Genomic DNA, 23,757 nt, shown 5'->3' on the forward strand with positions numbered 1-23,757 from the left:
GAGCATCGAGCGGTGCCGAAGGCTCGCTGAACTCTGCCGCACTCGCTGGGTAACAACCACCACGGATTCCAGCGACTAGGCTTCCCTTCGTGCCGGATTCAGCCCGTGACCCTCGTTTGGAATCGTTGATCAACCAGCTCCGTCCCGGACCCGTGAGGACCGTGAGAGTCATTGGGTTCGACGGTGCAGATGTCCTTGTCCAGCTCATGGATGCTGCCGGGGAGGGGGCCGAGATCGGGCGGATTCCCAGGCATGAGGCGTCGATGCGTCGGGTCGAGGATCCATCCGAGCTCTTTCAGATCGGTCAGGAGATCGACGCCGAAGAGATCGGGCGTGGGCGCGGAGGTCACCCTCTTTTCTCCGCCCGAGCATGCGAGATTCCGGCCCTGCGGTCCTTTCTCCTCGCCATGGAACCAGGCCGGGTCGTCACTGGAACGGTCTCCGCGGTTCACAACTTCGGAGTCTTCGTCCACGTCGATGGCGAGCCGGACGGCCTGTGCACCGGCTTCATTCGAGTGCCGGACCTGACGTGGACCCGCATCGACCACCCGTCCGAAGCGGTCAAAGAGGGCCAGCGGATCACTGCGGAAGTGATCATCGCCGAGACACGCTCCGGACAAGTCACCGTTTCGCTGAAGGCGCGGCGGGAAGACCCACTCATCCGCTTCGCGGACCAGGCCGGCCGAATCGCCACGGGTCCGATCACCAAGATCGTTCCCTTTGGGGTGTTCGTGCGGCTTGCTCCGGATGTCGAGGGGTTTCTTCACGTCTCGGAACTGACCGACGAGCCGATTGAGACCCCAGCCCAACTCGTCGACGAAGGCGAGTTGATCACGGTGAAGATCGCCGAGGTCGACCTTCAGCATCATCGGGTGAGGCTGTCCGCTGCTGACGAAGCAGGCACCCCGGACTGACGACGGCTGCCGAAGCCCAGGCCAGCAGCTGGGCCTCTCGGCCGCCTCTTCCTCCTGGAGCCCGTCCATGCGCTCCCAGTGCAGGTGTTGATGTTCCTCTTGGCGCGCAAGGGGTGCCGAGGATCTGAGGCCTGCCGTGTCAGATTAGGTAGGGGTACATGGCGACGCTCTCTGATCCGACACTCATCTGCACCCAGGAATCATCCAGGCCGCTGTGGATGGGGGATGCCAGATCGAGCAGCACGAGCCAGTGGCCCATCTGGAGGTAGGCGGTGTCGTCACCGGTCAGGTGGAGGCGGCCACTCATGATCACCCGGTCACCCTCCTGCCGGATTTCTGGCGCGGCGGCAGCGGCCGGCTGGGTGTTCTGCCCCCAGTGAATGTCCTCATCGACGCTCCATTCGATGAGGTGCCGACCATCGGCTTCCCGTGGATCTCCGCGCCAGAGCACCACGGCGGACCCGATGGGGGTGTGAACGCGAACTGTCGTGTGCTGCTGTGGAGTCTGCGGCAGGCTCTCCGTGCGGACGAACATCGCCTCATCATCCACGACGTCACGTCTCAGGGCCGAGGGCGCGCGACATAGTCGCGGGTGCGGGCGTCGCTGGACATCCGGACGAGGGCCATGCGGTGGAGGGCGGAGCCCGCTCCGCGGTCGCCGCCGCAGGAGAGTTGGTGGCGGCTGATCCTGCCGTGGGATGCGGGGACGGATGCGACGTCGCAGAGGGACGTGAAGGATGCCTCCGTGCGCAGTCGGTCGGGGTTGCCTACGGCAGTCATCAGGAGCCGGCCGCGGTGTCGGGGCCGACGCCGAACGCGGCGCGCAGGCCCCGTGCGGCGGGCGGCATGGTTGAACCCTGGGCCGTAGGAGGAGGTCTCCTCGACGTCGACGGCGGTCACGGCGCCGTGGGCGTTCAGGAACGCGATTGCCGCGGCGAATCCGGCCGCCGCGGTCGGGAACCCGGCGTCGGCGACGTGGCCGTCCCGATCGGTGATGAAAGCGCCATGGATCGTGTCCGCATGGGAGTCCGCCCCGATGAACACCGAATCCAGTTCGGCAGCGACGGCGTGTTCTCCCGGGGTGTCTGGGTGTCGCTCGGCCGCGAGAGCTTCTCCCGCTCCGCGGATCTCTGGGACACGCCCGGACGCGAGGCCGAGAAGCCGTACTTCGGCTGGCTCACCACCGATCTGCGGGTGTACGCGCCCACGACCCTCAACCTCAAGGCCCACGTCCACACCCGGCCGGTCGGCGAGCGGCCGTACGTCGAGAGGGAGCCCACCGACCATCCCCTCGCCGTCGAACAGTGCGAGGGCATCAGCCGAGACCGCGTACGTGAGATCTACGAGGCGCTGCTCCACCCGACCGACAACAGGTAGCCGTGACCGCGCGGATGACTGCGCCGCGCTCGGCAACCGGGTTCCGCGGTGACTGGCTCCCGGGCAGCCGGGGCCGTCCGGGTTGTCGCACTGCGATGACGTGACCAAGGGCTTCTGTCCGGAGCCATCAGTAGGGTTCGCAGACATGGGAGCAAGCAGATGGTCGTACTTCACGCCCTTCCGGCACAGCGAGCAGGACGCGCTGGACGATCTCCGCGAGACGGTGTTCGCCCAAGATGTTGGGTACTACCGGGAAGCCGGCATCGAGACGCTGGCCGCGCTGATGGCGAGCGGGTGGTTGGAGGAGGAGCCGGCGCATTCGGTGCTGGACGTCGAGCGCGTGGTCCGGTGTGAGGAGGACCTGGAGGAGCCCGGCGAGGTGAGGGTGGTCGAAGCGGCGGAAGTCGTCGAGCTCTTCGGGACGGCGCGGCCCGGGCGGGAGCTTGTCGAGCGGTCCCTGAAGCGGGCCGGGGACGGATGGTTCCCGCCGTTCGATCGCGGCTCCGGCTGCTGCACGATCGTGTACGGCACCGAGGGCCACCCGGCAGAGCTGTGCTTCTGGGGCTCCACCGGCGACTGATCCAGGCGCGACAGCCAGGCCCACCCGCTCGCCGCAGGACGCGACAAGGCCCCCCCTTGGAGTTCTCCTCCTCCCCGGGCGACGGAGGCTCGGCCAATACCCGTTCGCTGTACGGCGATTAGGGTGGTCTATACGCGTAGACAGGTCATGCCCCATCATGGTCGCGATCCACCCCGGCACCACCGCGCCGGCCGTACACCCGCGGCCGGTGTCTCCGGCATGCCCCGGCACCCCGGGGCGTGGTCCGACTTCCGCTGGAGGATGTCTTGTCCGTCAGAAAGCAGCTCCGCACGGCCCTGTGCGGCCTCGCCCTCGCCGGCATCGTGGTCACCAGTGCCCAAGGCCCCGCCGCGGCAACGCCGTCCGGGGACGGCGCCGCGAAGGTGTCGCGGGTGACCGCCGCCGAGGACGCGGCCGCCCGTTCACTGGCCCGTTCGCTCGCCGACTCCGCCTGGCGGGCCCAGGTCGACCGTGCCGTCGCGGGCGGGAAGGAGACCGGGCTGAAGAGCCTGGCCGACGCGTCCCGTACGAGGGCAGGGGTATCGCTCGCCGCAGACGTCGCCGCCGCGGACCGCTCGCTGCTCGCGCTCAAGGGGCTGGCCGCCGACACGGGCGGGCTGCTCACCGTGACCCTGACCGGGGCCGCGGACTCCCGCCGCGCACCTCTGGTCGCCGTCGCCCCGTCCGACGACGAGGCCGCCGCCGTCACCGCGTACGACACGAACGGCCGGGCGCACACCCTGGACGCGTCCAAGACCCCCGGCGTTCCGGTGTATGTCATCGGCATCGACGGGGAGAAGGCGGTCGAGGCCGGTATGAAGGTCCTGGAGCGTGAGCTCGCCGCCGCCGGCGTCGCCACCGCCGCCGCTCCGGCGGCGACCGCGGACACCGGCTACTGGACCTCCCGGATCACCTCGGTGCGTCTCAACGACGACAAGGAGACGTGGATCAAGGGCGATGCCGAGATCTTCAGCATCGTCAGCGGCTTCGGACAGGACGGCAAGGTCCGCGTCGACACCGTGACCCACCCGTACCTGAACGACGCGGGGACCACGTACTACCCGAACCAGATCCTGGTGAACTGGTCGCAGTACAAGTACAACCTGGCCGACGTCGTGATGATGGAGGACGACGGCGACACCAACTACTCGGCTCTGGCCAAGGCCATCGCCACCGCGCTGCTGACCATCACCGACCTCGGCGCGTACATCCCGCTGGTCGACCCGGTCGTCGACGCGATCCCGTCCTCCTTCTGGACCGACGACGCCGACTTCGTGGACTCCTGGTACACCCTGGCCCGGGAGACCACCGGCATCCGCGACGGCGCCGGCGGCAACGGCCGGTTCACCTTCGACCGGTACTGGGTCTCCGCACTCTGACGGGACCGAACGCCGAACGCCTTGGTCCGTGGCCTTGAACAGAGGCCGCCTGGCCTACGGACGCCTCGCCTCCGACAGCCACATCACCGGGGGCGAGGCACTGCCGTACCGGCGGCCACTCCTCGCGGGGACGACCAGTCGGCGAAGCCTCCTTCGCATCTGCCGATGACCGTCGGTCACCGTGCCGAGCCCACCGCCTCTTGGTTCGGGAACCACGTCCGCCGAGAATGGGTTTGCCGTCGGCGAGGAACGATCAAGCGAGGTGGGGGAGCATGGCGGGAGCGGGATTGGATGATCTTGTAGAGCTGTTCGGCCGGCCCCCGGCTCGTGAGCCGGATCCGGAGGATTGGGCTGAGGTCGAGGCCTACGTCGGCTCGGCGCTGCCCAGCGATTTCAAGGCTTTCCTGGACACCTTCGGCACGGGCGTCATCTGCGGCGAGCTGGTCGTCTTCCACCCGCGAGGTTCCAGTCCGCTGTTGACGAGGATGCGGAGGATCCACGAGACGTTCGGCCAGTCGTGGCGACGGGACTCGGACGAGTATCCGTACCGCTTCCATCCCTCCCCCGGCGGCCTGATCTCCTGGGGATACGACCACTTCGGCGACGAGCACTTCTTCTGGCCGTGCGCCCCGGAGCCGGATCTCTGGAAGGTGGTCACCAACATCAACGGGGCCGAACCAGAGGTCTTCGATGGGCCGTTCACCGACTTCGTCATCTCCTTCGCAGAGCGTCTGCGTGACGTCGACCCGTATCACGGGATCGACCCGGACGCCTTGGAGTTCCTTGAGCCGGAGGATCTGAGAGAGCTGGCAGAGCGCGGCGAGATCGGTCCCGTGAATCCGAGCTTCGAGCCTTTCTGAGCCGGCTGCTCGGCCTTGACTCAACTGCTCGGCTGGGCCTGACTGCTCGGCCGTCCCTGCCGCTCTGGAGTGAGTGGCGGGACGCTTCATCGATTGGATCGGGCGGATCGACGTCGCGGGGAGGGTAGCGCGATCACCGCCACGCAGGGAGTACGCGCGGGGAGTGCGCGCAGCGAGTACGAGTCGCCTCGCCGTGCGCGACCCGGTCGGGTCGACGTCACGGCTGGGCGCGTCGCTCGGCGGCGTCGAAGGCGGGTGCGAGCGGGGACAGCGTCGCGCGGAGTTGGTCGGGCAGTGAGCCGGTGGGCACGACAAGGCCTCCCGCGGCGGAACTCCCGGCGACCGCTCCGTTTCCGGCCGGCTGGAGCCAGCTTTCCAGCGCGATGCGTACCGCCGCGGCCACGGCGGCCGCCAGTACGCGGGCCGTGTGCACTCCGGCGTCGCCCAGACGTTCGGCGATCGCCGCCGTGAGGGGTGGCTCGATGCCGGCGGTGGCGTCGAGGAACGCGTCGCGCAGCGCGGGCCGGGTGGTGATCAGCAACAGCGCCTGCTGTTCGCGCTCACCGGTGTTCGTGTACTGCTCCACCACCGCTTCGGTGATGGCGTCGGCAAGGCGCACGCATGCGGGCCCGGCCGTGACCGCCGCCGCGATCCGGGTCTCCCGGTCCCCGGTGACGGCGGAGACGATCGCCTGCTCGCGGCTGGCGAAGTAGTTGTTGTAGGTACGCGGTGAGACCCCGGCCGCCTCCGCGATGTCCTCGACCCGCACCTGGTCCGGTCCGCGCTCCACGGCCAGACGCAGGGCCGCCTCGCGCAGCGCCTCGCGCGTGGCCTGCTTCTTCCGCTCCCGCAGCCCGGGTGGTGGTGTCGTCACGGTGTCAGCGTTCCACACAGAGGTGCGCGCGCGCAATCTTGCGTGAACGCAATCTTGCGCGCACGCACTTTCCCTGTCAGTCTCGCCCCCAACCGACGCCGACGGAGAGGGCATCACCATGCGAGCAAGAGGAATGACCTACGACACCGGATTCGTGGTCGACGGCCGGACGTCCCGCGAGCAGCTCGACCCCGCGGTGGTCCGGCGCGAGCTCGCCATCATTCGCGACGACCTGCACTGCAACGCGGTCCAGATCATCGGAGGCGACCCGGACCGGCTGGAGCTGGCAGCCGGTACCGCCGCCGAGCTCGGCCTGGAGGTCTGGTTCTCGCCGTATCCGCTGGAGCTGGACCCGGCACAGATCCTCACGCTGTTCCGCGACTGCGCCGAACGGGCGGAGCGGCTCCGGCAGCAGGGGGCCACCGTCGTGTTCGTGGCAGGGGTCGAGCTGAGCGTGATGAACCGCGGGTTCCTGCCCGGAGAGAGCCCCGAGGAGCGCGTCGAGCAGCTGATGAGCCGACCCGAGCGGCGGGCCGACGCGATGCGCGAGCTCGGCGTGCGCATCAACGCGTTCCTGCGCGATGCCGCGGCCGCGGTCCGTGAATCCTTCCAGGGCCAACTCACTTACGCTTCCATCCAGTTCGAGCAGGTCGACTGGACACCCTTCGACTTCGTGACGTTCGAGTTGATCCGCTCCGCCGAGGTCGCCGACCGGTTCCGGGAAGCGGTGCACAGCCTGGCACGGGGGCCGAAGCCGCTCGCCATCACCGGGTTCGGCACGGCGGCCTACCGTGGCGCGGGAGACCGCGGCGGCCGGGTGCTGGAGGTGGTCGAGTACGACCCGGAGACCAAGGCCCCTGTGCGGCTGAACGGCTCGTACGAGCGTGACGAGGCCGGCCAGGCCGCGTACCTGAGTGAGCTGCTGGAGATCTTCGACACCGAGGGCGTGGACAGCGCGTTCGTGTTCCTGTTCGCCTTGCCCGGCTACCCGCACCGTCCGGACGGCGACCCCCGCGACGACTTGGACCGGGCCGGCCTGGGCATCGTCAAACTCCTGGAAGGGCGCCGGGGACAGACGTACCCCGACATGGAATGGGAACCCAAGGTGGCCTTCGCGGCAGTGGCGCAGCGGTATCGGAGGTGACGGACCCGGCACACGGCGGCCGGTGGCCGGCCGCGGCTCGGGGTCCGCTCCGCACCCTCATATGAATGGCACTGCGTTCGACTGAATTGCAGTGCGTTCGGCGCGTACCGCGGGCGTCAACCGCGGTTGATCGTCTCGCAGGTGTTCGTGACCTGGTCCAGGGCCACCAGGTCCGCCGTGACGGTGTCGTTGATGCCGCCCTCGCACTCCACGCGGTCATAGCCGCCGTTGCGACTGACGATGACGTCGTTGCCGGCAAGACCACGGAAGGTGGCCCGGTCGGGACGGGTGGGCCAGCCGTCGGGGTCCTGCAGGTGGTCGTCGGCGGTGCCCCCGACGAGAACGTCCCGGCCGGGGCCTCCGTTGAAGTCGACGGGGATGTTGAGATCCGCCCCGGCCGCGAGTCGATCGTCCCCGTCGCCGCCGTCGGCGTGGATGTCGGCGATCCCGTCGATCGTTCCGCAGGTCGCGGTGCGCGGGCTGGTCTGGGTGCAGCCGGGGCCCGCGGTGATTCCTCCCGGGTCGGACACCCGTAGGAGGGGGGCCGTCGCGACGTAGAAGGTGACCTGGTTGGCCGCGCCCGACACCGGCTCGAACGTGACGGTCCCACCGGAGCGGCTGACGGTGCCGGTGGACGAGCATGCCGCGGCGGGGGTCGCGGACGCCAAAGGCACGGCGAACGCGGCGGCCAGCGCGGGCACGATGACGCCCAGACGCCCACGGTCGGTGAACAAACGCATTCCTGACTCCTGTCTATATGTCTCAGATTGCCTGAAAGGCACTCTTTGCTGGCCGTCAGGGGATGTCAAACGCACGCAGTGCGATGGGATGAGTCCTGCCCCGACGCCACCACGGCCGGGCGAAGGGTAGTGGGATGCGTCGGATGAGACGGATGAGACGGATGCAGGTTGAGGTTCGGTCATGACACGGTGGTGTCCGTGTCAGCGACCATCCCGTCCGAACCTGCACGAGCTGCCCTGTCGATCTCGGGACGACGCCTGTCCTACCTCGATTTCGGCGGTTCCGGCCCCGTCGTCCTCGCCCTGCACGGGCATTTCGGCGAGGCGCGGACGTTCGCGCGGTTGGCCCGGCAGCTGGCACCGGACTGGCGAGTCATAGCCCTCGACCAGCGTGGCCACGGGTACTCCGACCAGCCGCCGGACTTCTCTCGCGCCGGGTACGTCGCGGATGCGGCAGCAGTACTGCACCACCTTGACCTCGGTCCTGCAGTCGTCCTCGGCCATTCCTTGGGCGGCGTCAACGCCTACCAGCTCGCCGCCCGCCATCCCCGACTCGTACGCGCCCTGGTCATCGAGGACATCGGCGCGGATGTGAAAGGCGACTTGTCGTTCTGCCTCGCATGGCCACACCGCACATCCACGCGGTCCGCGCTTCTTGAGGCGCTGGGGGGATCGGCCGCCTACCTGTCGGACGCGATCCGCGAGTACGGGGACGGTTGGGGACTCGCCTTCCGCCCGGAGGACATAGTGGCCTCCCAACGCGCTCTGAACGGCAGCCACTGGCAGGAATGGCTTGGCAGCAGCTGTCCGGCCTTGCTGGTCCGCGGCAGCCTCAGCCGTATCCTCCACGCCGATCACGCCCAGGAGATGGCCGCCGAGCGCCCGGCCACGCAGCTGGTCGAACTCCCCACCGGCCACGCCGTCCACGAGACCGACCCTGAGGGGTTCGCCGCGGCTGTTCACACCTTCCTGTGCAGTCTGGTCGAGCACCGGGGTGAGGCGGCTCGGCCGGGGTGACGCATGGGGTGCCCCCGGGTGCGATAGCGCCGTCCTGCCGAGCGGTGCTGCGGAGCGGTGTCGTCCGGGCGGTTTCGGATGCCACGATCCACCCCATGGCCGAACTCACGGGTGACGAGCGGGGCAGCAGGCTGCGAGGGCTGGACAAGGACGGGGCCCTGGCCCACCGGTGGATGGCGCCGCTGCCGGAGACCGTGCTTCCTGCTATGGGCACGCTGCTGCCGGCTCTGCGTTTCTGGGTGGGTCTGGCGATCATGGCGGTGATCAAGGTCCCGCTGGTGTTCCATGGCCAGGTGCTCGTATCGGCGTGGGCGGCGGATGCCGGACTGCGTGTTCTCCTGGCCCCCGCGGCCCTGGCGGTGTCGGCGCTCGTCGTCGTGACGGTCTATCTCATCGTCGTCCGCCGCCAGATCGGTGGTGAGCTCCTTTCCCGTCTGTGGGGTCCGCTCACCGCGTTCACCGCGTTCTTCGGACACCTGCTGGTGGTGGCCGCCCTCTGGCTCGGGCTGGCCGTCAGCCTGTTCGGCGGCATCCAGGTGGACGGGATACCCCAGGCGGTGGGCACGACGCTGTTCATCGCCGTACTGGTGCTCGCGATCTACGCGACCGCCCGGCTGCTCGGCTTCATGGCCCACGCGATTCCGGCTGTGCACCGATACATGTTCCGCACGATGGAGATCCACCCCGCGCTGCCGGCCCTCATCACCGTCGGATACGTCTGGGAGATGGCCGTACAAGACCTCCTCTTCCCGGTGACGGAATGGCCGGACGTGCCGTCCGCGCTGCCCCTGAACGGGGCCGCGACGGCCACCCTGCTCGCCTGGTGGGAAATCCACCGACTGCGCACGCGGCACGGGGTACGACTCGCCGTGCTACCCCCGCCACCTCGGTGACCGGCGGCCAACCGCGGCTCTAGCGAAGCTGGTTGAGCACCAGCGGAGGCACTGGGATCAGGTCAGGCCGCACTGCCGCTTCGAGCACGCCCAGGAGAGAGGTAGAGGAGCCTGCGTCGATCGGCCTGACAGAGCATCAGGTGGTCGAGTTGACTCCGTTCGTTGCGACGGCGGCGGACCGTCTTGCCGAACCCGGTGGGCCGGCCGCCTTGGCTGCCCCGGCGCTGGCGGTTGGCCCTCTGGTTCCTCGGCTCGGGGATCGTGTGCTTGATCTGACGCCTGCGCAGGTGACGCCGGTTGCGGCGTGACGAGTACGCCTTGTCTCCCCCGACATGGTCGGGCCGGGTGCGTGGTCGTCCACCGGCCTGCCGGGGCACGCTGCTCTCTTCCAGCACGGCAATCATCTTCGGCGCGCCCCCACTGGCCGGGCGTGATGACAAATCCGAGCGGGCGGCTTTCACCCTCCCCGGCGAGGCGGATCTTGCAGGTGTAACTACTGATCGGGGCGGCCACCCCGGATCCGCGTAGTCAGGTCTGGTTCTCCCAGGTCGGCGCGGTTGATCCGTCCCCGGCCTCGAACAATGCCTTCTGCGGCGAATCGCGTCCGAAGCCGGCGGGGTGCGAGTGCCTCTTCGAAGCCCTCAGTGAGACCGCGGCCGGTATCGGCGAACTCGTAGCGAACCGCGTACGTTCTTCCCCCGTGCTGCCATTCGCAGCGGACCAGGGGACGCGTCAGGATCCCCTCAAACCAAGCAGCCGTCTGTTCTGCCAGCCCTGTCGGGTTTCCGGCAGCTGTGAAGCTGAACTCAGTCGCGTCATCGGGCAGCGAGAAGTGCTGGTTGTGGAGCTTGTCTGCGTGGATCTCAGATCCATTGAAGTGGGCGCCCACCGTCAGGATCCCGCTGTTACGTTGCGGATCGACGATGTCCAGCCAGACGATCAACTCGCGGTGGGAAGCGCTGGCCGGAGGTACCACGACTGTGTCGAGCGGGTCGACCAGCCAAGAGCTCGCACGTTCGGCGAGGACATCCACGAACAAGCGCTGCGTGACGTTCAGGTCGTCTTCGTCGTACTCGAACCAGGGGACTTCTTCCATGACCGCACCCTACGGGCGGTCCAAGAGCTGCCCAGGAACCGCTGGTCGCGATGGGGTGATCTCTCTGTGGCTGACGTGATCACCCCATCCTGATCACGCTGCGGGCACGCTGCGGGCACGCCGGCCTCTGGCGGCACACATCTCATTCGCCCCGACGGATTCGGCATGAGAGCCTCACGCCCGTGGCTACTGAAACCGAGGCAGGAGAGCTGTTGCACCGGCGCGGCTGGCGTACGGCGTTCACGGTCGCTGAAACGGTGAATGCATGGGCTGCCCTGGTGAGCGCCATCGAGCGCGGCTACGGCGACGACATCTACGAGTACACCAACGACCTCTACTGCCGAAACTGGCTTCACGAGGCGTGGCTCCTGCTGGACGAACACATCGTCCAGCTCTGGACCCCGCAGATCAAAGCCCTGGACGACCGGTACAAGGCCGCCACCATCGACGACGACGGTGCGGCGGCCGGCACTGGCAGCCCGGGCGCCTGGGTGCCCGTCACGGTTGTTCAGCGGGTACCAGATCGTGGACCAGGAAGTGGAGCTGCAGTTCGTCTGTGGAGTCCACCCACAGCCCGTCGGCGTCGAGCACTGATGCCGCGACCATTCGTGCCTCAGCGACGAGTTCGGGGTGGTAGGTGAAGCCCGGCCACGGCAGGACGGGGTAGTCGTTCTCCTCGCCGAACTGCCGGACCTGCTCGATGTCGCCCAGGATTGTGTGCGGCAGTGACTCGTTCGCCCAGGACCACAGCCAGGACTGCTGGGCGAGGCTGACGCTGCCGATCATGGTGAGCCGGCCGGTAAGAAACACCTTCCCCTTGCGCGACCACGTGATCTGCGCATCGTCCATCGACCAGTGGTACTGCACATCACCCGACAGCCCGAAGCGCTCGACCATGAAGTCCTGCCGAGTGCGAGCACGCTCGCGAGCCGCGAGCACGACCTCTTCCCAGCCGGAGTGGTCATGGTTCGAGCGCTCGTCCACTTTGTCTCCTCGCGCAGAACTGTCGGCAAGATCCTCCCATCCGAACTGCTAGGGCCTGTCCGGCGGACCACGCACGGCAGTCCCCCGCGCTGAATCCCTCTAGCGACCCGGCCGGACAAAGGAACTGGGTGGAGCAGGTTGGATCCGTCGATAAATACCTCGACATCGGTCGCGGTGATCAGGGACGCTTCGCACGATGACCAGAATCGACGACACGCCGCCCGCGTGGGACGAGCGCACCCAGCTCACCACGTTTCTCGACTACGCCCGTGACACCGCCCGCGCCAAGTGCGATGGCGTCTCCGCGGACAACGCACGCAAGGCGCTCCTGCCGAGCTCACCACTGATGACCATGAGCGGAGTGATCAACCACCTCCGCTGGGTCGAGTACTACTGGTTCCAAGTGGTCTTCCTCGGCGAGGAAGACCGGGGCCCCTGGACCGAGGAGGACCCCGACCGCGAGATGCGTATCGCCGTGGACTTCCCGCTCACGCAGTTGCTCGACGAATACGCCGAACAGAGCGCCCACTACCGCGAACTGGTCGCCGGGAACGACCTGGACAAACAGGCCCAGCGCCCCGTCCGCAACGGCGTCCACGTCGACCTGCGCTGGATCCTCCTCCACCTCACGGAGGAGACGGCCCGCCACAACGGACACCTGGACATCCTGCGCGAGATGCTCGACGGCACGACCGGCGACTAACTGGTGGTTTCAGAATGACTTGTGATGGCTCGAGGCAGGCGTGGCCTGCCCCGTAGTGGATGTGGTGCGCCATCCGCGGGGTCGCGGCGCGGTCGAACACGGGCGCGCTGTTCGCCCAAGCGCTGACACCTCAGTGGTAGGCGCTTATCGTCCGTGCCATGACCTCAAGTGATCATCTGCTTGACCTGATCCAGACCAGCCCGGAGATCGATCTGCTGCTGCGGTCATCGTTCGGCTTCGACATCCACCGGAAGCACTATGGCGAGGGCTTCAGGCCTGCCTCGGGTGCGCCACTGGAGGTGATCGCCGGGGAATCCGCCGGTGGGGCGTACTTCCTGTGCGCTGAGCAGAACGGTCGTCGGCCAGTGGTGTTCGCGAGTTCCGAAGGGGAAGGTGGGCTGCTCGCCGATGACCTCGCGGACGCGCTGGAGATCATCATCGGGCTGGAGTGGCGGGACTGCCTCACATTCTCGGGCGGTGGCGATCTGGAGGTCATGCAGATCTCCGCTCAACACCTTGAACGGTCCCGTGCCAAGTACAACCCGGGCATCGACAACGAAGCTGCCCAGGTGGCCGCAGCCCTGTCACTGCGGATCACGCCGGCCGCTGACCTCGTCATCCGGTTGCACGCAGCCGCCTCGAAGACCGAACCGGACTACATCGTGACCGACGACGACGGGCAGGCGTTCGACCCACCGTTCGGCGAGCACCTGGAGCCTCGCCACGGTGGCTGGCGCTGAACCTGACGGTCCGCTGCCGCGGTCGCATCGACACCGGCATCTCTGCCAATGCCTGACATCGCGTCGGGCAGACTCTCCAACGAGTCTGCCGACCTTGTTTCCGACGATCCCTGGGAGCGTGCAGCTGCGCTTCTCCCTACTCGGGCTGCCCGGCGCCATCGCCACCCGGACGACTTCCGGCATCGGACCGCGTCGCACTGGCCGGCATCGTGTACTTGCTGCGCAAAGGCGTGGCCTGGCGCGATGTGCCCATCCAGGTGGTTGGCTGTTCAGGAGTGACCGCCTGGCGTCGGCTCCGGGACTGGACTGAGGCTGGCGTCTGGCCCCGCTTGCACGAGGTCCTTCTCGCCGAGCTGCGAGCGGCGGGTCTCCTGGAGAGGGACGACTCGGCGATCGACGGCTCTCACGTCTGGGCGCTCAAAGGGGGGCTCACACTGGACCTTCACCGGTCGACCGGGGCCGGCCGGGCAGCAAGCACCAGCTGATCGTCGACCGGCACGGCACTCCGCTCGCCGTCACGTTGACCGGCGGCCACCGCCACGATGTCACCCAGCTCGTGCCGCTCCTGTATGCGATCCCACCGATTCGGGGCTTGCGCGGACGCCCGCGCACACGGCCACGCAGGCTGTTCGCCGACCGGGACTACGACTTCGACACGTACCGCCGCCTGTTGTGGAAGCGTGGGATCAAGCCTCTCATCGCCCGTTGAGGCGTCGCCCACGGTTCGGGCCTGGGCAAGACCCGCTGGGTGATCGAGCGGACCTTCGCCTGGCCGTCGGTGTTCGGCGTTGTTGTCCTCCTTGCCCGGCAGCAGGGCCCGTCCGGGGCGTTTGCGGTGAGGGACGACACGGCCGGTGCTGACGTAGGCGCCGTCGGCCGGCGTGGTCACGCCTTCGAAGTGCTGGGCCAGACCGGAGTCCCGCCGGGCCCTTGCGTCCGCGGTGTTGCCGGGCACCGGCGGCCGTGCCGCCGCGACCACCGGCTTGGAGCAGCGGCATAAGCCGTTGGATGACCGGGCAGACGGTCGCCGGTGGACAACCGAACGGCGGCGCGAGCTGCCGCATCGTGGGGTTCGTGCGGTAGTAGCCTTCTGCAACATGCTTTACAACGCGTCTTGTTGAACGTCGTGCACGACCATTCCCACGATCCCGGCCTCCGTGCTGCGTTGTCGTTCAGCGCGGCATCGGCCGTTAGGTCCTCCGGTTGGCCTTGCGGTTTCGCTCCGCCTCGAGAGCGGCCCTCGCCGCCGCGGCCTCCGCTTCAAGCCGCTCCCGCAGCAGGCGTATCCGGGCTTCCCTCTCGGCGCCGGTCAAGCCCGTCAGGCCCAGCCTGGCGTCACGTTCCTCCTGGGACACGGTCCCCTCCTTGCCTCGGCCGACCCCACTGCCCCGACCAGTTTCCCGCCTCGCACATGGGTCCGCCATGCTGAATGTATCTGGGGGAACGCCACGCGGACCTCACGGCCCCGCACCGACGTCCGTCACGATCAGCCGCTCTATCCGATCCGTGGGCGGTATTGGACTCCCCGGGCAGTCAACTTAGCTATGACAAGCGAACGTTGCCACCCATGACTCTGGGTTCCCAAGCCCCCTGTTCGTGCCGGCCTGGCCGACGGGCTACCGGGGTTTCGACCCTGGAGCAAGGGGGTGGTCTGGGCCCGCCTCCATCGGGTCATCCTGGACGAACGCGAGGCCCAGGGAGGTCTGGACTGGTCGCGTTTCGCCATCGACTCGGTGAGCATGCGGGCTCTCACAGAGGGCTGCTGACCGGGCCATGTCCTGGCTCGCCGCCTGCCGCCGGCTCCACCGATGCCGCGAAGGCAAGCCGAAACACTTCCCCGCCTTCGCCGCCAGCCTCATCAACTACCGACGACTCACCAGGCAGGGCGCTGGTTCAAAGACCCCTGGGCTCATACGTGGCCGCCATCACCAGCGCGGTCGATGCCACGATTACCACGCCAAGGACGCTGTAGAGCCAGGTGGCCGAGAGGCGGTCCAGGGTGATTTTGGTCCCGGGGGTCTGCAGCTGGGCGAAGTAGTGCCGATGCATCCGACGCCGGATCGGGAGCAGGGCAATCGGCATGGATCCGACCACAACGCTGTACAGGAACAGGATGAGTGGCGCCGGTTCCGGCCGGATCAGCGCTGCCAGGCCGGCCATGGCGTAGAGGGCGGGGATCCCCATGTAGGCACCCCACTTGCCGACCTTTCTGTTTTGCTCGACTGCGGCTCGGACCGCTTCTGGCACCTCGTCGGGCTCAGGCGCCAGCACCCCGAACGTGATCGCAGCCGCCGCGGTCGCCGCAGCCGAGATCCACCACCACGCTTGATCCGGAACCGAGAACAGCATCGTCCGCGCCTCTTCCTTCCCCCGCCGCACGCTGAACGACAAGAGCATTCACGTTCGTCGAGCCGCGCACATTTCCTGTACCCGGCAACCTTCGGCCCAGCTCCCTGCACGGCCTGCTCGCTGCGAAGCGCTTCTCGACGCTCACCGAAGGCATCAACGACCCAGCAAGGCCGCATGGACCTAAGGAATCGGCGTCCGTGGAGGAGCTCCTCGCGATGCCAGCCGCTCCCCCACGCAACCGGGTCCGGGACAGGGAGTCCCGTCGCCCGGTGCGGACATACGTATGCGTTCTGGGCCAGGAACAGCGGGCCCCAGCCGGGGCCCGCTGTTCCTTCACCTCACCTGTAGATCGCGATGGGCGTCCCGCAGGACCATGAGCCGGCCCAGGAGCAGGCGGTGATGGAGCCGGACAGGAAGGTCCCCGGGAAGGGATACGTGAGCGTGCCCGGGATCCACTTCTTCGTGCCGTTCGGCGCCTCGACGGCCGGCGAGTTGGTCGACCCCTCGGTCGTGTTGATCTTGAGGTAGACGACGGAGGATCCGGAATAGCTGCCGAGGTCCGTCAGGCTTCCGTTGATCTTCACGCCCGTGCTGCCCACGTAGTAGGAGCCGGTGAACCTGGCGTCGCGCGCGGAGGCATCGACACCGACGGCGTACGCGGAGCCGCCGGCTGCGAGGGCCAGCAGTCCGGCGGAGGCCAGTACAGCGGATGACTTCGCCGCTCGGGATAACCGGGACAAGGCGGGAGTCCTTTCGGTAGCGGAGAACGTGCGTCACGAGGGTGCCCCGCGACGCACGAAAGCCTGTTCCAGGAACTCCCCCTTCACAACGGATGCTGATGTCCGGGACAGAGTCGGACACCTTGGGACGCCCGGTCGCGGCTCCATGTCCTCCGCTCTACGCGAGGGCCGTCGGGCCGACGCGACACGCCGAACAAGTCATCCGGCATGCGCCTGACGCCCCTGACCTGCTGGCTTTCCGCCGGAGCAGCGATCGGGGGCCCGCTTGTCTCCGGCGTGCGTTGCGCTCGGTCGGAAAGGGCAACGACGCCGGACAGGTCGCCCCTCCCGGACCTACTCGCTGCGCAGCGGTGGCAACCTCCCCGACGCGGGCCTGAGGACGCGGCAGATCTCGACCGCCCTCGCCCACGTCTCCTGCCCGCGCCGCCATCGCGTCGCCATCGCGTCGCCGACATCTGGCACGGCTTCGAAGTCCGCACCAGGAGCAGCGGTACATCCATGAGAACGGCGTCCGACTCACCGCCGACCGGCGCACCTTGGACACGGTGATTCACACCTCCGCAGCCCTTGGGGAGGGTTCGTGACGCGGGGGGGCGAGCGCACAGGGGATCGGGCCGCTCCATCAGGCCGTTCAGTCGGGGGTGAAAGCGCGCACGTACCGGCGCTGCCAGGGCGTCTCGACGGCGTGCCGGTCGTAGTGGCGGCGCACGTAGGCCACGGCTTCGGCGGGCGGGACGCCATCGAGGACGGCGAGGCAGGCTAGGGCAGTGCCCGTACGACCCCGCCCGCCTCCGCAGGCGAGCTCGACCCGCTCGTCGGCCGCCCGTTCCCAGGCCTCGACGAGAACCGTGCGCGCCTCGGCTCGGTCGGTCGGCAGCCGGAAGTCGGGCCAGCGGAGCCAGGCGGACGACCACGGGGTCTCGGGCGGGCGGCCGCCGAGCAGGTAGACGGCGAAGGTGGGGGCGGGGCCCTCGGGCAAGGGCCGCCGCAGGGCACGACCGCGTACCAGGCGCCCGGAGGGCAGCCGCAGCACGCCGGGGGCACCCGTCGGCCAGGATTCGGTCATCGCGCCACCGTACAGCGCAGCCTCTTCCGTGCATGCCGGCCAAGACACCGACATCGCTCGTACCCCAGGCGGGTCCGTACGACCACGGTCCGACGAGCAGGCTGCGGGCGCGCGATCGGGCGCAACTGGTGATCAGCTCCTACGAGTCGGGGCTGGTGCAGGCCGCTCTCCCTCACCATGGCGGTGGTCGCGGTGGCGGTGGCTGAGTGCGGACACCGCCAGGGTGGTCAGAACCAGGGCACCCGCCGTCTCGACCGCGACGGTGGGGCGGACGAGGTCCGCGTCCGCCGATTCCTGGAAGCCGAACAGTCCCGTCGTGAGGCTCAGGAAGAGCGCACCGAGCGTGCCCGCAGTGAACAGCGCCGTGGCGGCGGCCACCGGTCCGAGCCAGCGGTACGGGGTGACGAGCAGGGCCACGGCGAGGAGGCAGCCCAGGACGCCGTTCAGCAGGAACAGCCCGCCGATGGTGGCCAGGTCGCGGTAGCCGTCAGCCCACAGGGAGAGGTGGATGGCGCCCATCGTCGCCGTCAGGGCCGCTGCGGTCAGCCGCATCACGAGCACGGCGGCTCTGCGGGTTCGGTCAGTAACCATTGCCGGGACTGTTCGGAGTAGCCGGTGTGGTCGGGGTGGTGTCCGGCTTGTTGACGGTGGCCCCGGCCACCGTGATCTCGGTCTTCATGCCCAGGTCCTTGTGTCCGTCGACCGGGCAGTAGATCTCGTACGTTCCGTCCTTCAACGTCACCGTGAGGGTGGTGGACTCCCCCGGGCTGATGGTGTCGGAGCGGTTCTCGCCGCTCGGCCCCTCGACCTCCAGGGCGTGGTCGTGATGCCCGGTGTTCGTCACGACGAAGGCGTACGTACCGGGTGTGAACGTCTGCTGGGACAGCTTGATCTTGAAGTCGGCCAGATCCGCCTTCACCTGGGTCGCGCCCCCGGGTGCCGTGCTCTTCTGAGCAGGGGGCGGTGTGGTCGTACCGCTGCTCGAACCGCCGCCGTCGCCGCCTCCGCAGGCAGCGAGAACGCCGGCCAGCGCGGCGGCCGACAGGCCGAGCAGCACGCGCGTACGTGGTTTCGGTTTCGTCATCGTTCCGTCCTCCGCATCGGCCCTTCGGATCAGCTCTGGGGATCAGCTCTGCGGATCGGCTCTTCGGATCGGTCCCGCGGATCTCTCCGCGATTCCCTCCGCAGATCTCTCCGCGGCTTCCGCCCCGGATCGGTTCTCCGGTTCGGTCCCCACAGGGGGTACGACACTCGACCGCGCCGGGATTGCAGTCCGGGCGGACAATGAGCTCGGACCATCCCTTCGGGCACTTCGGACGTATCCACGAGTGTGGGACGCATGGGCCTTCCGCTGGAGCGGGTTCCCGACGAGGCACTGCTCTCCGGTCTCGCCACGGGCGATCCGGAGATCGCGGTGGCGTTCGTGCGCCGTTTCCAGCGCTCGGTCTACGGGGTGGCCGTCGCCGTCGTCGGCGATCCGCGGCTCGCGGAGGATGTGGCCCAGCAGACCTTCGAGCGGGCGTGGCGGCACGCCCAGGTGTACGACGGCAGGCGTGGATCCGTACGGACCTGGCTGACCGCCATCGCACACAACCTGGCGATCGACGCCGTACGGGCTCGGCGCGCGACCCCCGTGGCCCCGGAGGACCTGGAGGCCCTGGTGGGGATCGTGTCGGAGACTCCGGAACGGCGCGCGCTGGCCGACGACGCGGCTGAGCGGGTCCGGCGGGCGGTGGCGGCGCTGCCCCGGGAGCAGGCGCGGGCGCTGGTGATGGCCGGGATCTACGGGATGACGGCACGGGAGGTCGCCGCCTTCGAGGGCATACCGCTGGGCACGGCGAAGACCAGGATCCGGACGGGGACGATCAAGGTGCGGGCGCTCCTGGAGAGGGAGGAGACGCTGTGAGCGGCATGGACTGCGAGCGGCTGCGCGAGATGGGTGCCGAGCTCGCGCTGGGGATCCTTCCCGCGCGCGAGCGGGCCGAGGCGGTGGCGCATCTGGACCTCTGTCCGGATTGCCGGGCGTACGTGGAGCGGCTGACGGTGGTCGGGGACGGGCTGCTCGGGCTGCTGCCGGGGGCGGAACCGCCGGTGGGTTTCGAGAGTCGGGTGGTACGGGCGATGGCCCCCGCCTGTACGCCGGCTCCGGCTCCTGCTCCAGCTCCGGCTCCGGCTCCGGCCGCCGGACCCACGCCCGCGCCCCCTTCGGTGGCGGCCCGCTGGCGGATTCGGGGCCACCGTGTCCGGGTCGCGGTGGCGGGCGTGGCCGCGGCCCTGGCGTTCGGGTTCGGCGGCTGGGCGGTCGGCACGGTGGTGAAGGGCGCGCCGCAGGTGGCGGCTCCGGCGCCGCACGTCCTGGAGGCCGCGCTGGTCTCCTCGGACGGGGCCGGGAGCGGCCGGGAGGTGGGCCGGATCTATGCGCACCCGGCGGACGCCGCGGGCGGGAACGGCTGGGTGTACATGTCGGTCGACCTCGGTGAGGGACGGGCGGCCGACGGCCCGGTGCGATGCCTCCTGGTGCGGGCCGACGGCTCCGCCGTATCGCTCGGCTCGTTCCCCGTCAGGGCCGGGTACGGCTACTGGGGCGCCCCTGCCCCCGTGGATCCCGGCACCGTGAGCGGCGCCCGCCTGGTGGCCGCGGACGGCACGGTCCTGGCGACGGCCCACTTCGCCGGAGCGGGATCAGGCGGGTCCTCGGCCTCGGCGGGCCCGGCAGCCGCCGCCCGGTGAGCCGTCAGCAGCGCCTCGGCCGGAGTCCGACGTGCCGGAGTCCCACGTACCGAAGCCCGACGTGTCGAAGCCCGACGTGTCGAAGCCCGGCGGGCCGGAGCCCGGCGGGCCGGAGCCCGGCTTTCGCGCGCTCAGTGGACGTCCCTGGGCTGGCGGGCGGGGCTGCCTGGCAGTGGCTGGCGCCAGTCCCCCAGCGTGCCGACGAGGAACCGACGGGCGAGAAGACGGATGTCGTCCCACGCAGGATCCGTGGCGAGGGCGTCGGCCCAGCGGCCGGCGCGGCACGCGGCGTCGATTTCGCCGAGTCGCCGGCCGACGTCCTGAAGCGCGTGCAGCTGCTCGGGTTCGAGGACTCCGCGCTCGGCGAATCCTTCGGAGAGGCGGCAGAAGAGCTCCACCTCTTCGACGACCGGCTCCGTCTCCAGCTCCTGCTCCCGCTCCCCCACCCAGGACAGTTGCTCCTGGGTGTCGGCTGCCAGAAGGGACATCCACAGCAGCGTCGCATGACGCACGCGCGCGTCGCCGAATTCGTTCATGCACGGAGGATCGCATGGAGGACCGCGCCGAACGCCGGCCGGACCGCCCCGAGGCGCCCCCGACGGAACCGGGCGCACCGTAGGATCCTTCGTCATGCGAGCGTGGACATGGCCGGCCGCTGGAGTCGCTCTTCTGGCCTGGGGCGAGTGGTTGAACCGGCGTTGGTCTCGGAGCCTGGTCAAGGCCGACCGGCGCGGTTCCCAGGCTGTCGTCGTGCTCGGCTACCGCAACCCCTCCGAGTCGATCAATCTCATCAACCGCTGGCGGGTCCGGGCCGGGATCCGCTCCGTCGACGCAGATGCCGGCCGCGACAGCGTGGTCGTCTTCAGCGGAGGAGCAGTGGGCGGTGACACCGCCGAGGCACAGCTGATGGCCGACTACGCGCAGTCCGTTCTGCGCTTCGAGGGCCGCGTTCTCGTCGAGGACCAGAGCAGGACCACCTGGGAGAACATCACCCAGGTGGTCCCGCTGATCGAGGATGCGGAACGCATCGCGATCGTGTCCCAGCCCGCACACGCGCTCAAGGCACGTGCCTACCTGCGCCGCCAGCGGCCTGATCTCGCCGACAGACTGGTGCGCGCCGATGACTGTCGCCTCGGGGAGTGGACGCTGTTCAAGCCGTTGCTTGCCGCATACGGGCTGTGGACACTGCGCGGCCTCACGGCAGCCGAACGCAAGCCGTAACTCCGACGCCCTGTCGTCACCGTCGCCCCCGTCGTCCCGTCGTCCCGTCGTCCCCGTCGTCCCGTCGTCCCCGTCGTCCCGTCGCCCCGTTGTCCCCCGTCGTCCCCGTCGCCCCCAAGGTCAGATCTTCGGCGAGAGACGGTACTGATGTGGGTGAACATGCAGCCGCGGCGAGGTGAGCAGCAAGGCTCGGTTGTCCTGTCCGGCGGCCATGTGGTCGAGCCACCGCTCGTACCAGGCAAGGAAATCCGGGGCTGAGGAGACGTTCGGGCCCCAGAAGCCGTCGGCGTTGCCGATGAGGATGCGACCGGTGAGAGGCCCGGTCACGCCCAGGAGTACGAGATCGCTGCAGCCGCGTTCGATGACGTGCAGGAAGAGGTGACCCTCGCGTGTGGGGCGGTAGGCCCGGCGGAATCCTCTCGTCCGCGTGTCGGCAGCTGCGCGATTCATCGTGAAGAGCGTGCAGCGTTCCAGCGGGATCAGCCCGTAGTACGGGGACGCACCGCTGCCGCCCAGGTGCGTGAGGAAATCTCGGTAGGGCGGTGGGAGTTCCACGTCATGCTCGGCTTCGAAGGCGTCTGCCTGAGCTTCGGGCAGGCGGGGGCCGAGACGGAATTCGTGCAGTTCCTCGCCGAAGGAGTGGCTTCGGCCGGGCGTGTAGGGAATGCGTGCCAGCTTGCGTCGCAGCCGCGGGATGCGGGAGTCCATGCGAGCTCTTTTCTCGTGTCGCCCGCAATCTATCGCGATCTGTCTCGCGACGGCTGGAGATCATCCTGCGGTGGGACCACTTCGAGCCGACTGCGCCACCAGGGGGCCGTTGGCAGGTAGCCCAGGGAGTCTTGTATGGTTCTCCGCGAATCATCCAGAGGGGTGGAGGGACCGGCCCTACGAAGCCCCGGCAACTCCCCGATCGACTCGGCGCTCAATGTTCGCGCCGCGCCGACGGGATCAGTGCCAACTCCGGCCTGCGCCAACGTGGCGTGGGAAAAGATGAGGAGACACGGTGCTCTCTGTGCTGCCTTTCGCCCCGGCTCTGTCCGTCCCGGGCTCTCCGCGTACCCGTCTCGTGATCGTCGCGGCATATCGGCCGACCGCTTCGGCCCTTTCCCGCTGACCATCCCCCGCCCTCACCTGCCTTCCCCTGCCCTCCTCGGATGAGGTCGCCGCGAGTCGGGTGAGGTCGCCGCGAGTCATGGCTCGCGGACCGAGACTGGAGTACCCCTTTTCATGGACATTTCGGATATTTCTAGTGGTGTTGGCGTCCTCGACAAGGCCGCGGTGATCCTCGATGCGCTGGCGTCGGGCCCGGTCACCTTGGCGGGGCTGGTCGCCTCCACCGGCTTGGCACGGCCCACGGTCCACCGACTCGCCACCGCACTCGAACGCCACCGCCTGGTCGGCAGGGACGTCCAGGGCCGGTTCGTCCTCGGCCCCCGGATCGCCGAACTCTCGGCCGCCGCGGCCGAGGACTGCCTGCTGGCCGCGGCCGGCCCGGTCCTGACCTCCCTCCGGGACGCCACCGGCGAGAGCGCGCAGCTCTACCGGCGCCAGGGTGAGATGCGTGTCTGCGTCGCGGCCGCCGAGCGGACGTCCGGCCTGCGCGACATCGTTCCGGTGGGCTCCACACTCCCCATGAAGGTCGGCTCCGCCGCCCAGGTCCTGCTGGCGTGGGAGGAGCCCGAGCGCTTCTACCAGGGTCTGCAGGGTGCCCGCTTCACGGCCACTGCTCTGAGCGGCGTACGGCGCCGAGGCTGGGCCCAGTCGATCGGTGAGCGCGAACCCGGCATGGCCTCCGTCTCGGCACCGGTCCGCGGCCCGTCCCACCGTGTGGTGGCCGCCGTCACGGTCACGGGCCCGATCCAACGCCTCACCCGTCAACCCGGCGCGCGGCTCGCGAAGGCCGCCGTCGACGCGGCCGACCGCTTGACCGAGGTCGTGTGCCGCTCCTGACGGTGGATCCTCCAGGTTGCCTTTCGCCGGCGCGCGGGCGCACCTGGGAGCCAGCGGAAGCAGCGTCACCGGATGGGGTGAACACAGCGGTTCCTCAGGGGCGCAGCAGCTGCATGTGGATCGACCGGGCCGGTCTCATCGACGGCAGGACGAGACCTCGGCGGGTGGACGTGCGGACGATCAGCTCGTACGGCATGACGATCGAGTCCGGGTTGTACTCCCCCACCCCTTCGATGGCGTCGATGAGGAGCTGGACGACGGCCGTGCCGATCCTGCGGGGTTTGAGCGAGAGCGTCGTGATGGGTGGTTCGGTGGTGGCGTAGACGGTGGATTCGCTGCAGCAGACGATCTGGAGGTCGTCCGGGACGCGTAGTCCGTAGCGGCGGGCGGCGGCCAGGAG

General features: G+C 69.0%; 28 protein-coding genes, 4 pseudogenes and 1 riboswitch. Of the genes and pseudogenes, 16 read left to right on the plus strand and 16 right to left on the minus strand.

Annotated elements, in window-relative coordinates; genetic code table 11:
* Nucleotides 1–89 precede the first annotated feature (89 nt).
* Entirely contained in the window at nt 90–914 is an 825-nt protein-coding gene (locus AC07AW_RS39875) for a S1 RNA-binding domain-containing protein (RefSeq protein ID WP_478820359.1), read from the plus strand.
* Nucleotides 915–1,053: 139 nt separating this feature from the next.
* Here AC07AW_RS39875 and AC07AW_RS39880 read toward each other — a convergent pair whose 3' ends face one another.
* Nucleotides 1,054–1,449, minus strand: a complete 396-nt coding sequence (locus AC07AW_RS39880) for a hypothetical protein (RefSeq protein ID WP_478820360.1) — start codon at nt 1,447–1,449, stop codon at nt 1,054–1,056.
* Between the two features lie 26 nt (nt 1,450–1,475).
* Complete coding sequence (locus tag AC07AW_RS39885; RefSeq protein WP_478820361.1) at nt 1,476–1,694, minus strand: transposase; 219 nt, start codon at nt 1,692–1,694, stop codon at nt 1,476–1,478.
* 240 nt (nt 1,695–1,934) lie between these two features.
* Between AC07AW_RS39885 and AC07AW_RS39890 the strand changes: the two genes are divergently transcribed.
* The 4 genes from AC07AW_RS39890 (at nt 1,935) to AC07AW_RS39905 (ending at nt 5,110) form a co-directional block, all read left to right on the plus strand.
* Complete coding sequence (locus tag AC07AW_RS39890) at nt 1,935–2,291, plus strand: DUF2199 domain-containing protein (RefSeq protein WP_478820362.1); 357 nt, start codon at nt 1,935–1,937, stop codon at nt 2,289–2,291.
* A 145-nt stretch (nt 2,292–2,436) separates the two neighbouring features.
* Complete coding sequence (locus AC07AW_RS39895) at nt 2,437–2,871, plus strand: hypothetical protein (protein ID WP_478820363.1); 435 nt, start codon at nt 2,437–2,439, stop codon at nt 2,869–2,871.
* A 266-nt stretch (nt 2,872–3,137) separates the two neighbouring features.
* The gene (locus AC07AW_RS39900; protein WP_478820364.1) at nt 3,138–4,250 is read left to right on the plus strand and encodes a DUF3103 family protein; all 1,113 of its coding nucleotides are present in this window, start codon (nt 3,138–3,140) and stop codon (nt 4,248–4,250) included.
* Between the two features lie 287 nt (nt 4,251–4,537).
* Nucleotides 4,538–5,110 (plus strand): hypothetical protein, encoded by a 573-nt coding sequence (locus AC07AW_RS39905; RefSeq protein ID WP_478820365.1) that lies wholly within the window; start codon nt 4,538–4,540, stop codon nt 5,108–5,110.
* 217 nt (nt 5,111–5,327) lie between these two features.
* Here the strand turns inward: AC07AW_RS39905 and AC07AW_RS39910 are convergent, their stop codons facing one another.
* Entirely contained in the window at nt 5,328–5,984 is a 657-nt protein-coding gene (locus tag AC07AW_RS39910) for a TetR/AcrR family transcriptional regulator (RefSeq protein ID WP_478820366.1), read from the minus strand.
* Nucleotides 5,985–6,117: 133 nt separating this feature from the next.
* Here AC07AW_RS39910 and AC07AW_RS39915 point away from each other — a divergent pair, with 133 nt between their 5' ends.
* Nucleotides 6,118–7,128 (plus strand): hypothetical protein, encoded by a 1,011-nt coding sequence (locus AC07AW_RS39915; RefSeq protein ID WP_478820387.1) that lies wholly within the window; start codon nt 6,118–6,120, stop codon nt 7,126–7,128.
* A 116-nt stretch (nt 7,129–7,244) separates the two neighbouring features.
* Here AC07AW_RS39915 and AC07AW_RS39920 read toward each other — a convergent pair whose 3' ends face one another.
* Nucleotides 7,245–7,868: a hypothetical protein gene (locus AC07AW_RS39920; protein ID WP_478820367.1), complete on the minus strand. Its 624-nt coding sequence runs from the start codon at nt 7,866–7,868 to the stop codon at nt 7,245–7,247.
* A gap of 198 nt (nt 7,869–8,066) precedes the next feature.
* Here AC07AW_RS39920 and AC07AW_RS39925 point away from each other — a divergent pair, with 198 nt between their 5' ends.
* Together AC07AW_RS39925 and AC07AW_RS39930 are read left to right on the plus strand one after the other, a co-directional pair.
* Nucleotides 8,067–8,885 carry an alpha/beta fold hydrolase gene (locus AC07AW_RS39925; RefSeq protein WP_478820368.1) on the plus strand — a complete coding sequence of 273 codons (819 nt, stop codon included), beginning with the start codon at nt 8,067–8,069 and terminating at the stop codon, nt 8,883–8,885.
* Between the two features lie 95 nt (nt 8,886–8,980).
* Nucleotides 8,981–9,778: a hypothetical protein gene (locus AC07AW_RS39930; RefSeq protein WP_478820369.1), complete on the plus strand. Its 798-nt coding sequence runs from the start codon at nt 8,981–8,983 to the stop codon at nt 9,776–9,778.
* 158 nt (nt 9,779–9,936) lie between these two features.
* Here AC07AW_RS39930 and AC07AW_RS39935 read toward each other — a convergent pair.
* The 3 genes and pseudogenes from AC07AW_RS39935 to AC07AW_RS39945 form a co-directional block, all read right to left on the minus strand.
* Nucleotides 9,937–10,294: pseudogene (locus AC07AW_RS39935) on the minus strand (transposase); the annotation flags it as partial.
* Nucleotides 10,272–10,874 (minus strand): hypothetical protein, encoded by a 603-nt coding sequence (locus tag AC07AW_RS39940; RefSeq protein WP_478820370.1) that lies wholly within the window; start codon nt 10,872–10,874, stop codon nt 10,272–10,274. The pseudogene AC07AW_RS39935 and the gene AC07AW_RS39940, both read right to left, overlap by 23 nt.
* Nucleotides 10,875–11,372: 498 nt before the next feature.
* On the minus strand, nt 11,373–11,858 hold the full coding sequence (locus AC07AW_RS39945; protein ID WP_478820371.1) for a DUF6882 domain-containing protein: 486 nt from the start codon (nt 11,856–11,858) through the stop codon (nt 11,373–11,375).
* 196 nt (nt 11,859–12,054) lie between these two features.
* Here AC07AW_RS39945 and AC07AW_RS39950 point away from each other — a divergent pair, with 196 nt between their 5' ends.
* The 3 genes and pseudogenes from AC07AW_RS39950 to AC07AW_RS39960 all read left to right on the plus strand — a co-directional run.
* Nucleotides 12,055–12,561: a DinB family protein gene (locus tag AC07AW_RS39950; RefSeq protein WP_478820372.1), complete on the plus strand. Its 507-nt coding sequence runs from the start codon at nt 12,055–12,057 to the stop codon at nt 12,559–12,561.
* Between the two features lie 158 nt (nt 12,562–12,719).
* Entirely contained in the window at nt 12,720–13,301 is a 582-nt protein-coding gene (locus tag AC07AW_RS39955) for a hypothetical protein (RefSeq protein WP_478820373.1), read from the plus strand.
* Between the two features lie 48 nt (nt 13,302–13,349).
* Nucleotides 13,350–14,085, plus strand: a pseudogene (locus AC07AW_RS39960) (IS5 family transposase); the annotation flags it as partial.
* Here AC07AW_RS39960 and AC07AW_RS39965 read toward each other — a convergent pair.
* A pseudogene (locus AC07AW_RS39965) lies at nt 14,074–14,386 on the minus strand (helix-turn-helix domain-containing protein); the annotation flags it as partial. The pseudogenes AC07AW_RS39960 and AC07AW_RS39965 overlap by 12 nt on opposite strands.
* Nucleotides 14,387–14,926: 540 nt before the next feature.
* Between AC07AW_RS39965 and AC07AW_RS39970 the strand changes: the two are divergent.
* A pseudogene (locus tag AC07AW_RS39970) lies at nt 14,927–15,105 on the plus strand (IS5/IS1182 family transposase); the annotation flags it as partial.
* Nucleotides 15,106–15,194: 89 nt separating this feature from the next.
* Here AC07AW_RS39970 and AC07AW_RS39975 read toward each other — a convergent pair.
* The 5 genes from AC07AW_RS39975 to AC07AW_RS39995 form a co-directional block, all read right to left on the minus strand.
* On the minus strand, nt 15,195–15,692 hold the full coding sequence (locus tag AC07AW_RS39975) for a hypothetical protein (protein ID WP_478820374.1): 498 nt from the start codon (nt 15,690–15,692) through the stop codon (nt 15,195–15,197).
* A 296-nt stretch (nt 15,693–15,988) separates the two neighbouring features.
* The gene (locus AC07AW_RS39980; RefSeq protein WP_478820375.1) at nt 15,989–16,390 is read right to left on the minus strand and encodes a hypothetical protein; all 402 of its coding nucleotides are present in this window, start codon (nt 16,388–16,390) and stop codon (nt 15,989–15,991) included.
* Nucleotides 16,391–17,021: 631 nt separating this feature from the next.
* Nucleotides 17,022–17,456, minus strand: coding sequence for a protein-tyrosine phosphatase family protein (locus tag AC07AW_RS39985; RefSeq protein WP_478820376.1), 435 nt, complete (start codon nt 17,454–17,456; stop codon nt 17,022–17,024).
* 132 nt (nt 17,457–17,588) lie between these two features.
* Nucleotides 17,589–18,047, minus strand: coding sequence for a hypothetical protein (locus AC07AW_RS39990; RefSeq protein WP_478820377.1), 459 nt, complete (start codon nt 18,045–18,047; stop codon nt 17,589–17,591).
* On the minus strand, nt 18,037–18,540 hold the full coding sequence (locus AC07AW_RS39995) for a plastocyanin/azurin family copper-binding protein (protein WP_478820378.1): 504 nt from the start codon (nt 18,538–18,540) through the stop codon (nt 18,037–18,039). The genes AC07AW_RS39990 and AC07AW_RS39995 overlap by 11 nt, the downstream gene beginning before the upstream one ends.
* 255 nt (nt 18,541–18,795) lie before the next feature.
* Between AC07AW_RS39995 and AC07AW_RS40000 the strand changes: the two genes are divergently transcribed.
* A complete protein-coding gene (locus tag AC07AW_RS40000) occupies nt 18,796–19,362 on the plus strand; it encodes an RNA polymerase sigma factor (RefSeq protein WP_478820379.1) in 567 nt (188 codons plus the stop codon).
* A gap of 5 nt (nt 19,363–19,367) precedes the next feature.
* The gene (locus AC07AW_RS40005; protein WP_478820388.1) at nt 19,368–20,186 is read left to right on the plus strand and encodes a zf-HC2 domain-containing protein; all 819 of its coding nucleotides are present in this window, start codon (nt 19,368–19,370) and stop codon (nt 20,184–20,186) included.
* 131 nt (nt 20,187–20,317) lie between these two features.
* Here AC07AW_RS40005 and AC07AW_RS40010 read toward each other — a convergent pair whose 3' ends face one another.
* A complete protein-coding gene (locus tag AC07AW_RS40010) occupies nt 20,318–20,722 on the minus strand; it encodes a hypothetical protein (protein ID WP_478820380.1) in 405 nt (134 codons plus the stop codon).
* Between the two features lie 94 nt (nt 20,723–20,816).
* Here AC07AW_RS40010 and AC07AW_RS40015 point away from each other — a divergent pair, with 94 nt between their 5' ends.
* Nucleotides 20,817–21,407: a YdcF family protein gene (locus tag AC07AW_RS40015; protein ID WP_478820381.1), complete on the plus strand. Its 591-nt coding sequence runs from the start codon at nt 20,817–20,819 to the stop codon at nt 21,405–21,407.
* Between the two features lie 120 nt (nt 21,408–21,527).
* Here AC07AW_RS40015 and AC07AW_RS40020 read toward each other — a convergent pair whose 3' ends face one another.
* Entirely contained in the window at nt 21,528–22,115 is a 588-nt protein-coding gene (locus AC07AW_RS40020) for an SMI1/KNR4 family protein (RefSeq protein WP_478820382.1), read from the minus strand.
* Nucleotides 22,116–22,262: 147 nt separating this feature from the next.
* A riboswitch (SAM riboswitch) is annotated at nt 22,263–22,404 on the plus strand.
* 230 nt (nt 22,405–22,634) lie between these two features.
* Between AC07AW_RS40020 and AC07AW_RS40025 the strand changes: the two genes are divergently transcribed.
* A complete protein-coding gene (locus tag AC07AW_RS40025; protein ID WP_478820383.1) occupies nt 22,635–23,357 on the plus strand; it encodes an IclR family transcriptional regulator in 723 nt (240 codons plus the stop codon).
* Between the two features lie 94 nt (nt 23,358–23,451).
* Here AC07AW_RS40025 and AC07AW_RS40030 read toward each other — a convergent pair.
* Nucleotides 23,452–23,757 (minus strand): substrate-binding domain-containing protein (locus AC07AW_RS40030; RefSeq protein WP_478820384.1); only part of this gene is annotated, 306 nt, incomplete at its 5' end.

It is taken from the genome of Streptomyces sp. NPDC044003 (assembly GCF_056435185.1).

What these genes read in the sequence shown, in the direction of transcription:
- AC07AW_RS39880 (WP_478820360.1), bottom strand. Translation starts at nt 1,449, where the DNA reads ATGTTCGTCCGCACGGAGAGCCTGCCGCAGACTCCACAGCAGCACACG.
- AC07AW_RS39885 (WP_478820361.1), bottom strand. Translation starts at nt 1,694, where the DNA reads ATGACTGCCGTAGGCAACCCCGACCGACTGCGCACGGAGGCATCCTTC.
- AC07AW_RS39890 (WP_478820362.1), top strand. Translation starts at nt 1,935, where the DNA reads ATGGGAGTCCGCCCCGATGAACACCGAATCCAGTTCGGCAGCGACGGC.
- AC07AW_RS39895 (WP_478820363.1), top strand. Translation starts at nt 2,437, where the DNA reads ATGGGAGCAAGCAGATGGTCGTACTTCACGCCCTTCCGGCACAGCGAG.
- AC07AW_RS39915 (WP_478820387.1), top strand. Translation starts at nt 6,118, where the DNA reads ATGACCTACGACACCGGATTCGTGGTCGACGGCCGGACGTCCCGCGAG.
- AC07AW_RS39920 (WP_478820367.1), bottom strand. Translation starts at nt 7,868, where the DNA reads ATGCGTTTGTTCACCGACCGTGGGCGTCTGGGCGTCATCGTGCCCGCG.
- AC07AW_RS39930 (WP_478820369.1), top strand. Translation starts at nt 8,981, where the DNA reads ATGGCCGAACTCACGGGTGACGAGCGGGGCAGCAGGCTGCGAGGGCTG.
- AC07AW_RS39940 (WP_478820370.1), bottom strand. Translation starts at nt 10,874, where the DNA reads ATGGAAGAAGTCCCCTGGTTCGAGTACGACGAAGACGACCTGAACGTC.
- AC07AW_RS39950 (WP_478820372.1), top strand. Translation starts at nt 12,055, where the DNA reads ATGACCAGAATCGACGACACGCCGCCCGCGTGGGACGAGCGCACCCAG.
- AC07AW_RS39955 (WP_478820373.1), top strand. Translation starts at nt 12,720, where the DNA reads ATGACCTCAAGTGATCATCTGCTTGACCTGATCCAGACCAGCCCGGAG.
- AC07AW_RS39985 (WP_478820376.1), bottom strand. Translation starts at nt 17,456, where the DNA reads ATGACCGAATCCTGGCCGACGGGTGCCCCCGGCGTGCTGCGGCTGCCC.
- AC07AW_RS39990 (WP_478820377.1), bottom strand. Translation starts at nt 18,047, where the DNA reads ATGGTTACTGACCGAACCCGCAGAGCCGCCGTGCTCGTGATGCGGCTG.
- AC07AW_RS39995 (WP_478820378.1), bottom strand. Translation starts at nt 18,540, where the DNA reads ATGACGAAACCGAAACCACGTACGCGCGTGCTGCTCGGCCTGTCGGCC.
- AC07AW_RS40000 (WP_478820379.1), top strand. Translation starts at nt 18,796, where the DNA reads ATGGGCCTTCCGCTGGAGCGGGTTCCCGACGAGGCACTGCTCTCCGGT.
- AC07AW_RS40005 (WP_478820388.1), top strand. Translation starts at nt 19,368, where the DNA reads ATGGACTGCGAGCGGCTGCGCGAGATGGGTGCCGAGCTCGCGCTGGGG.
- AC07AW_RS40010 (WP_478820380.1), bottom strand. Translation starts at nt 20,722, where the DNA reads ATGAACGAATTCGGCGACGCGCGCGTGCGTCATGCGACGCTGCTGTGG.
- AC07AW_RS40015 (WP_478820381.1), top strand. Translation starts at nt 20,817, where the DNA reads ATGCGAGCGTGGACATGGCCGGCCGCTGGAGTCGCTCTTCTGGCCTGG.
- AC07AW_RS40020 (WP_478820382.1), bottom strand. Translation starts at nt 22,115, where the DNA reads ATGGACTCCCGCATCCCGCGGCTGCGACGCAAGCTGGCACGCATTCCC.
- AC07AW_RS40025 (WP_478820383.1), top strand. Translation starts at nt 22,635, where the DNA reads ATGGACATTTCGGATATTTCTAGTGGTGTTGGCGTCCTCGACAAGGCC.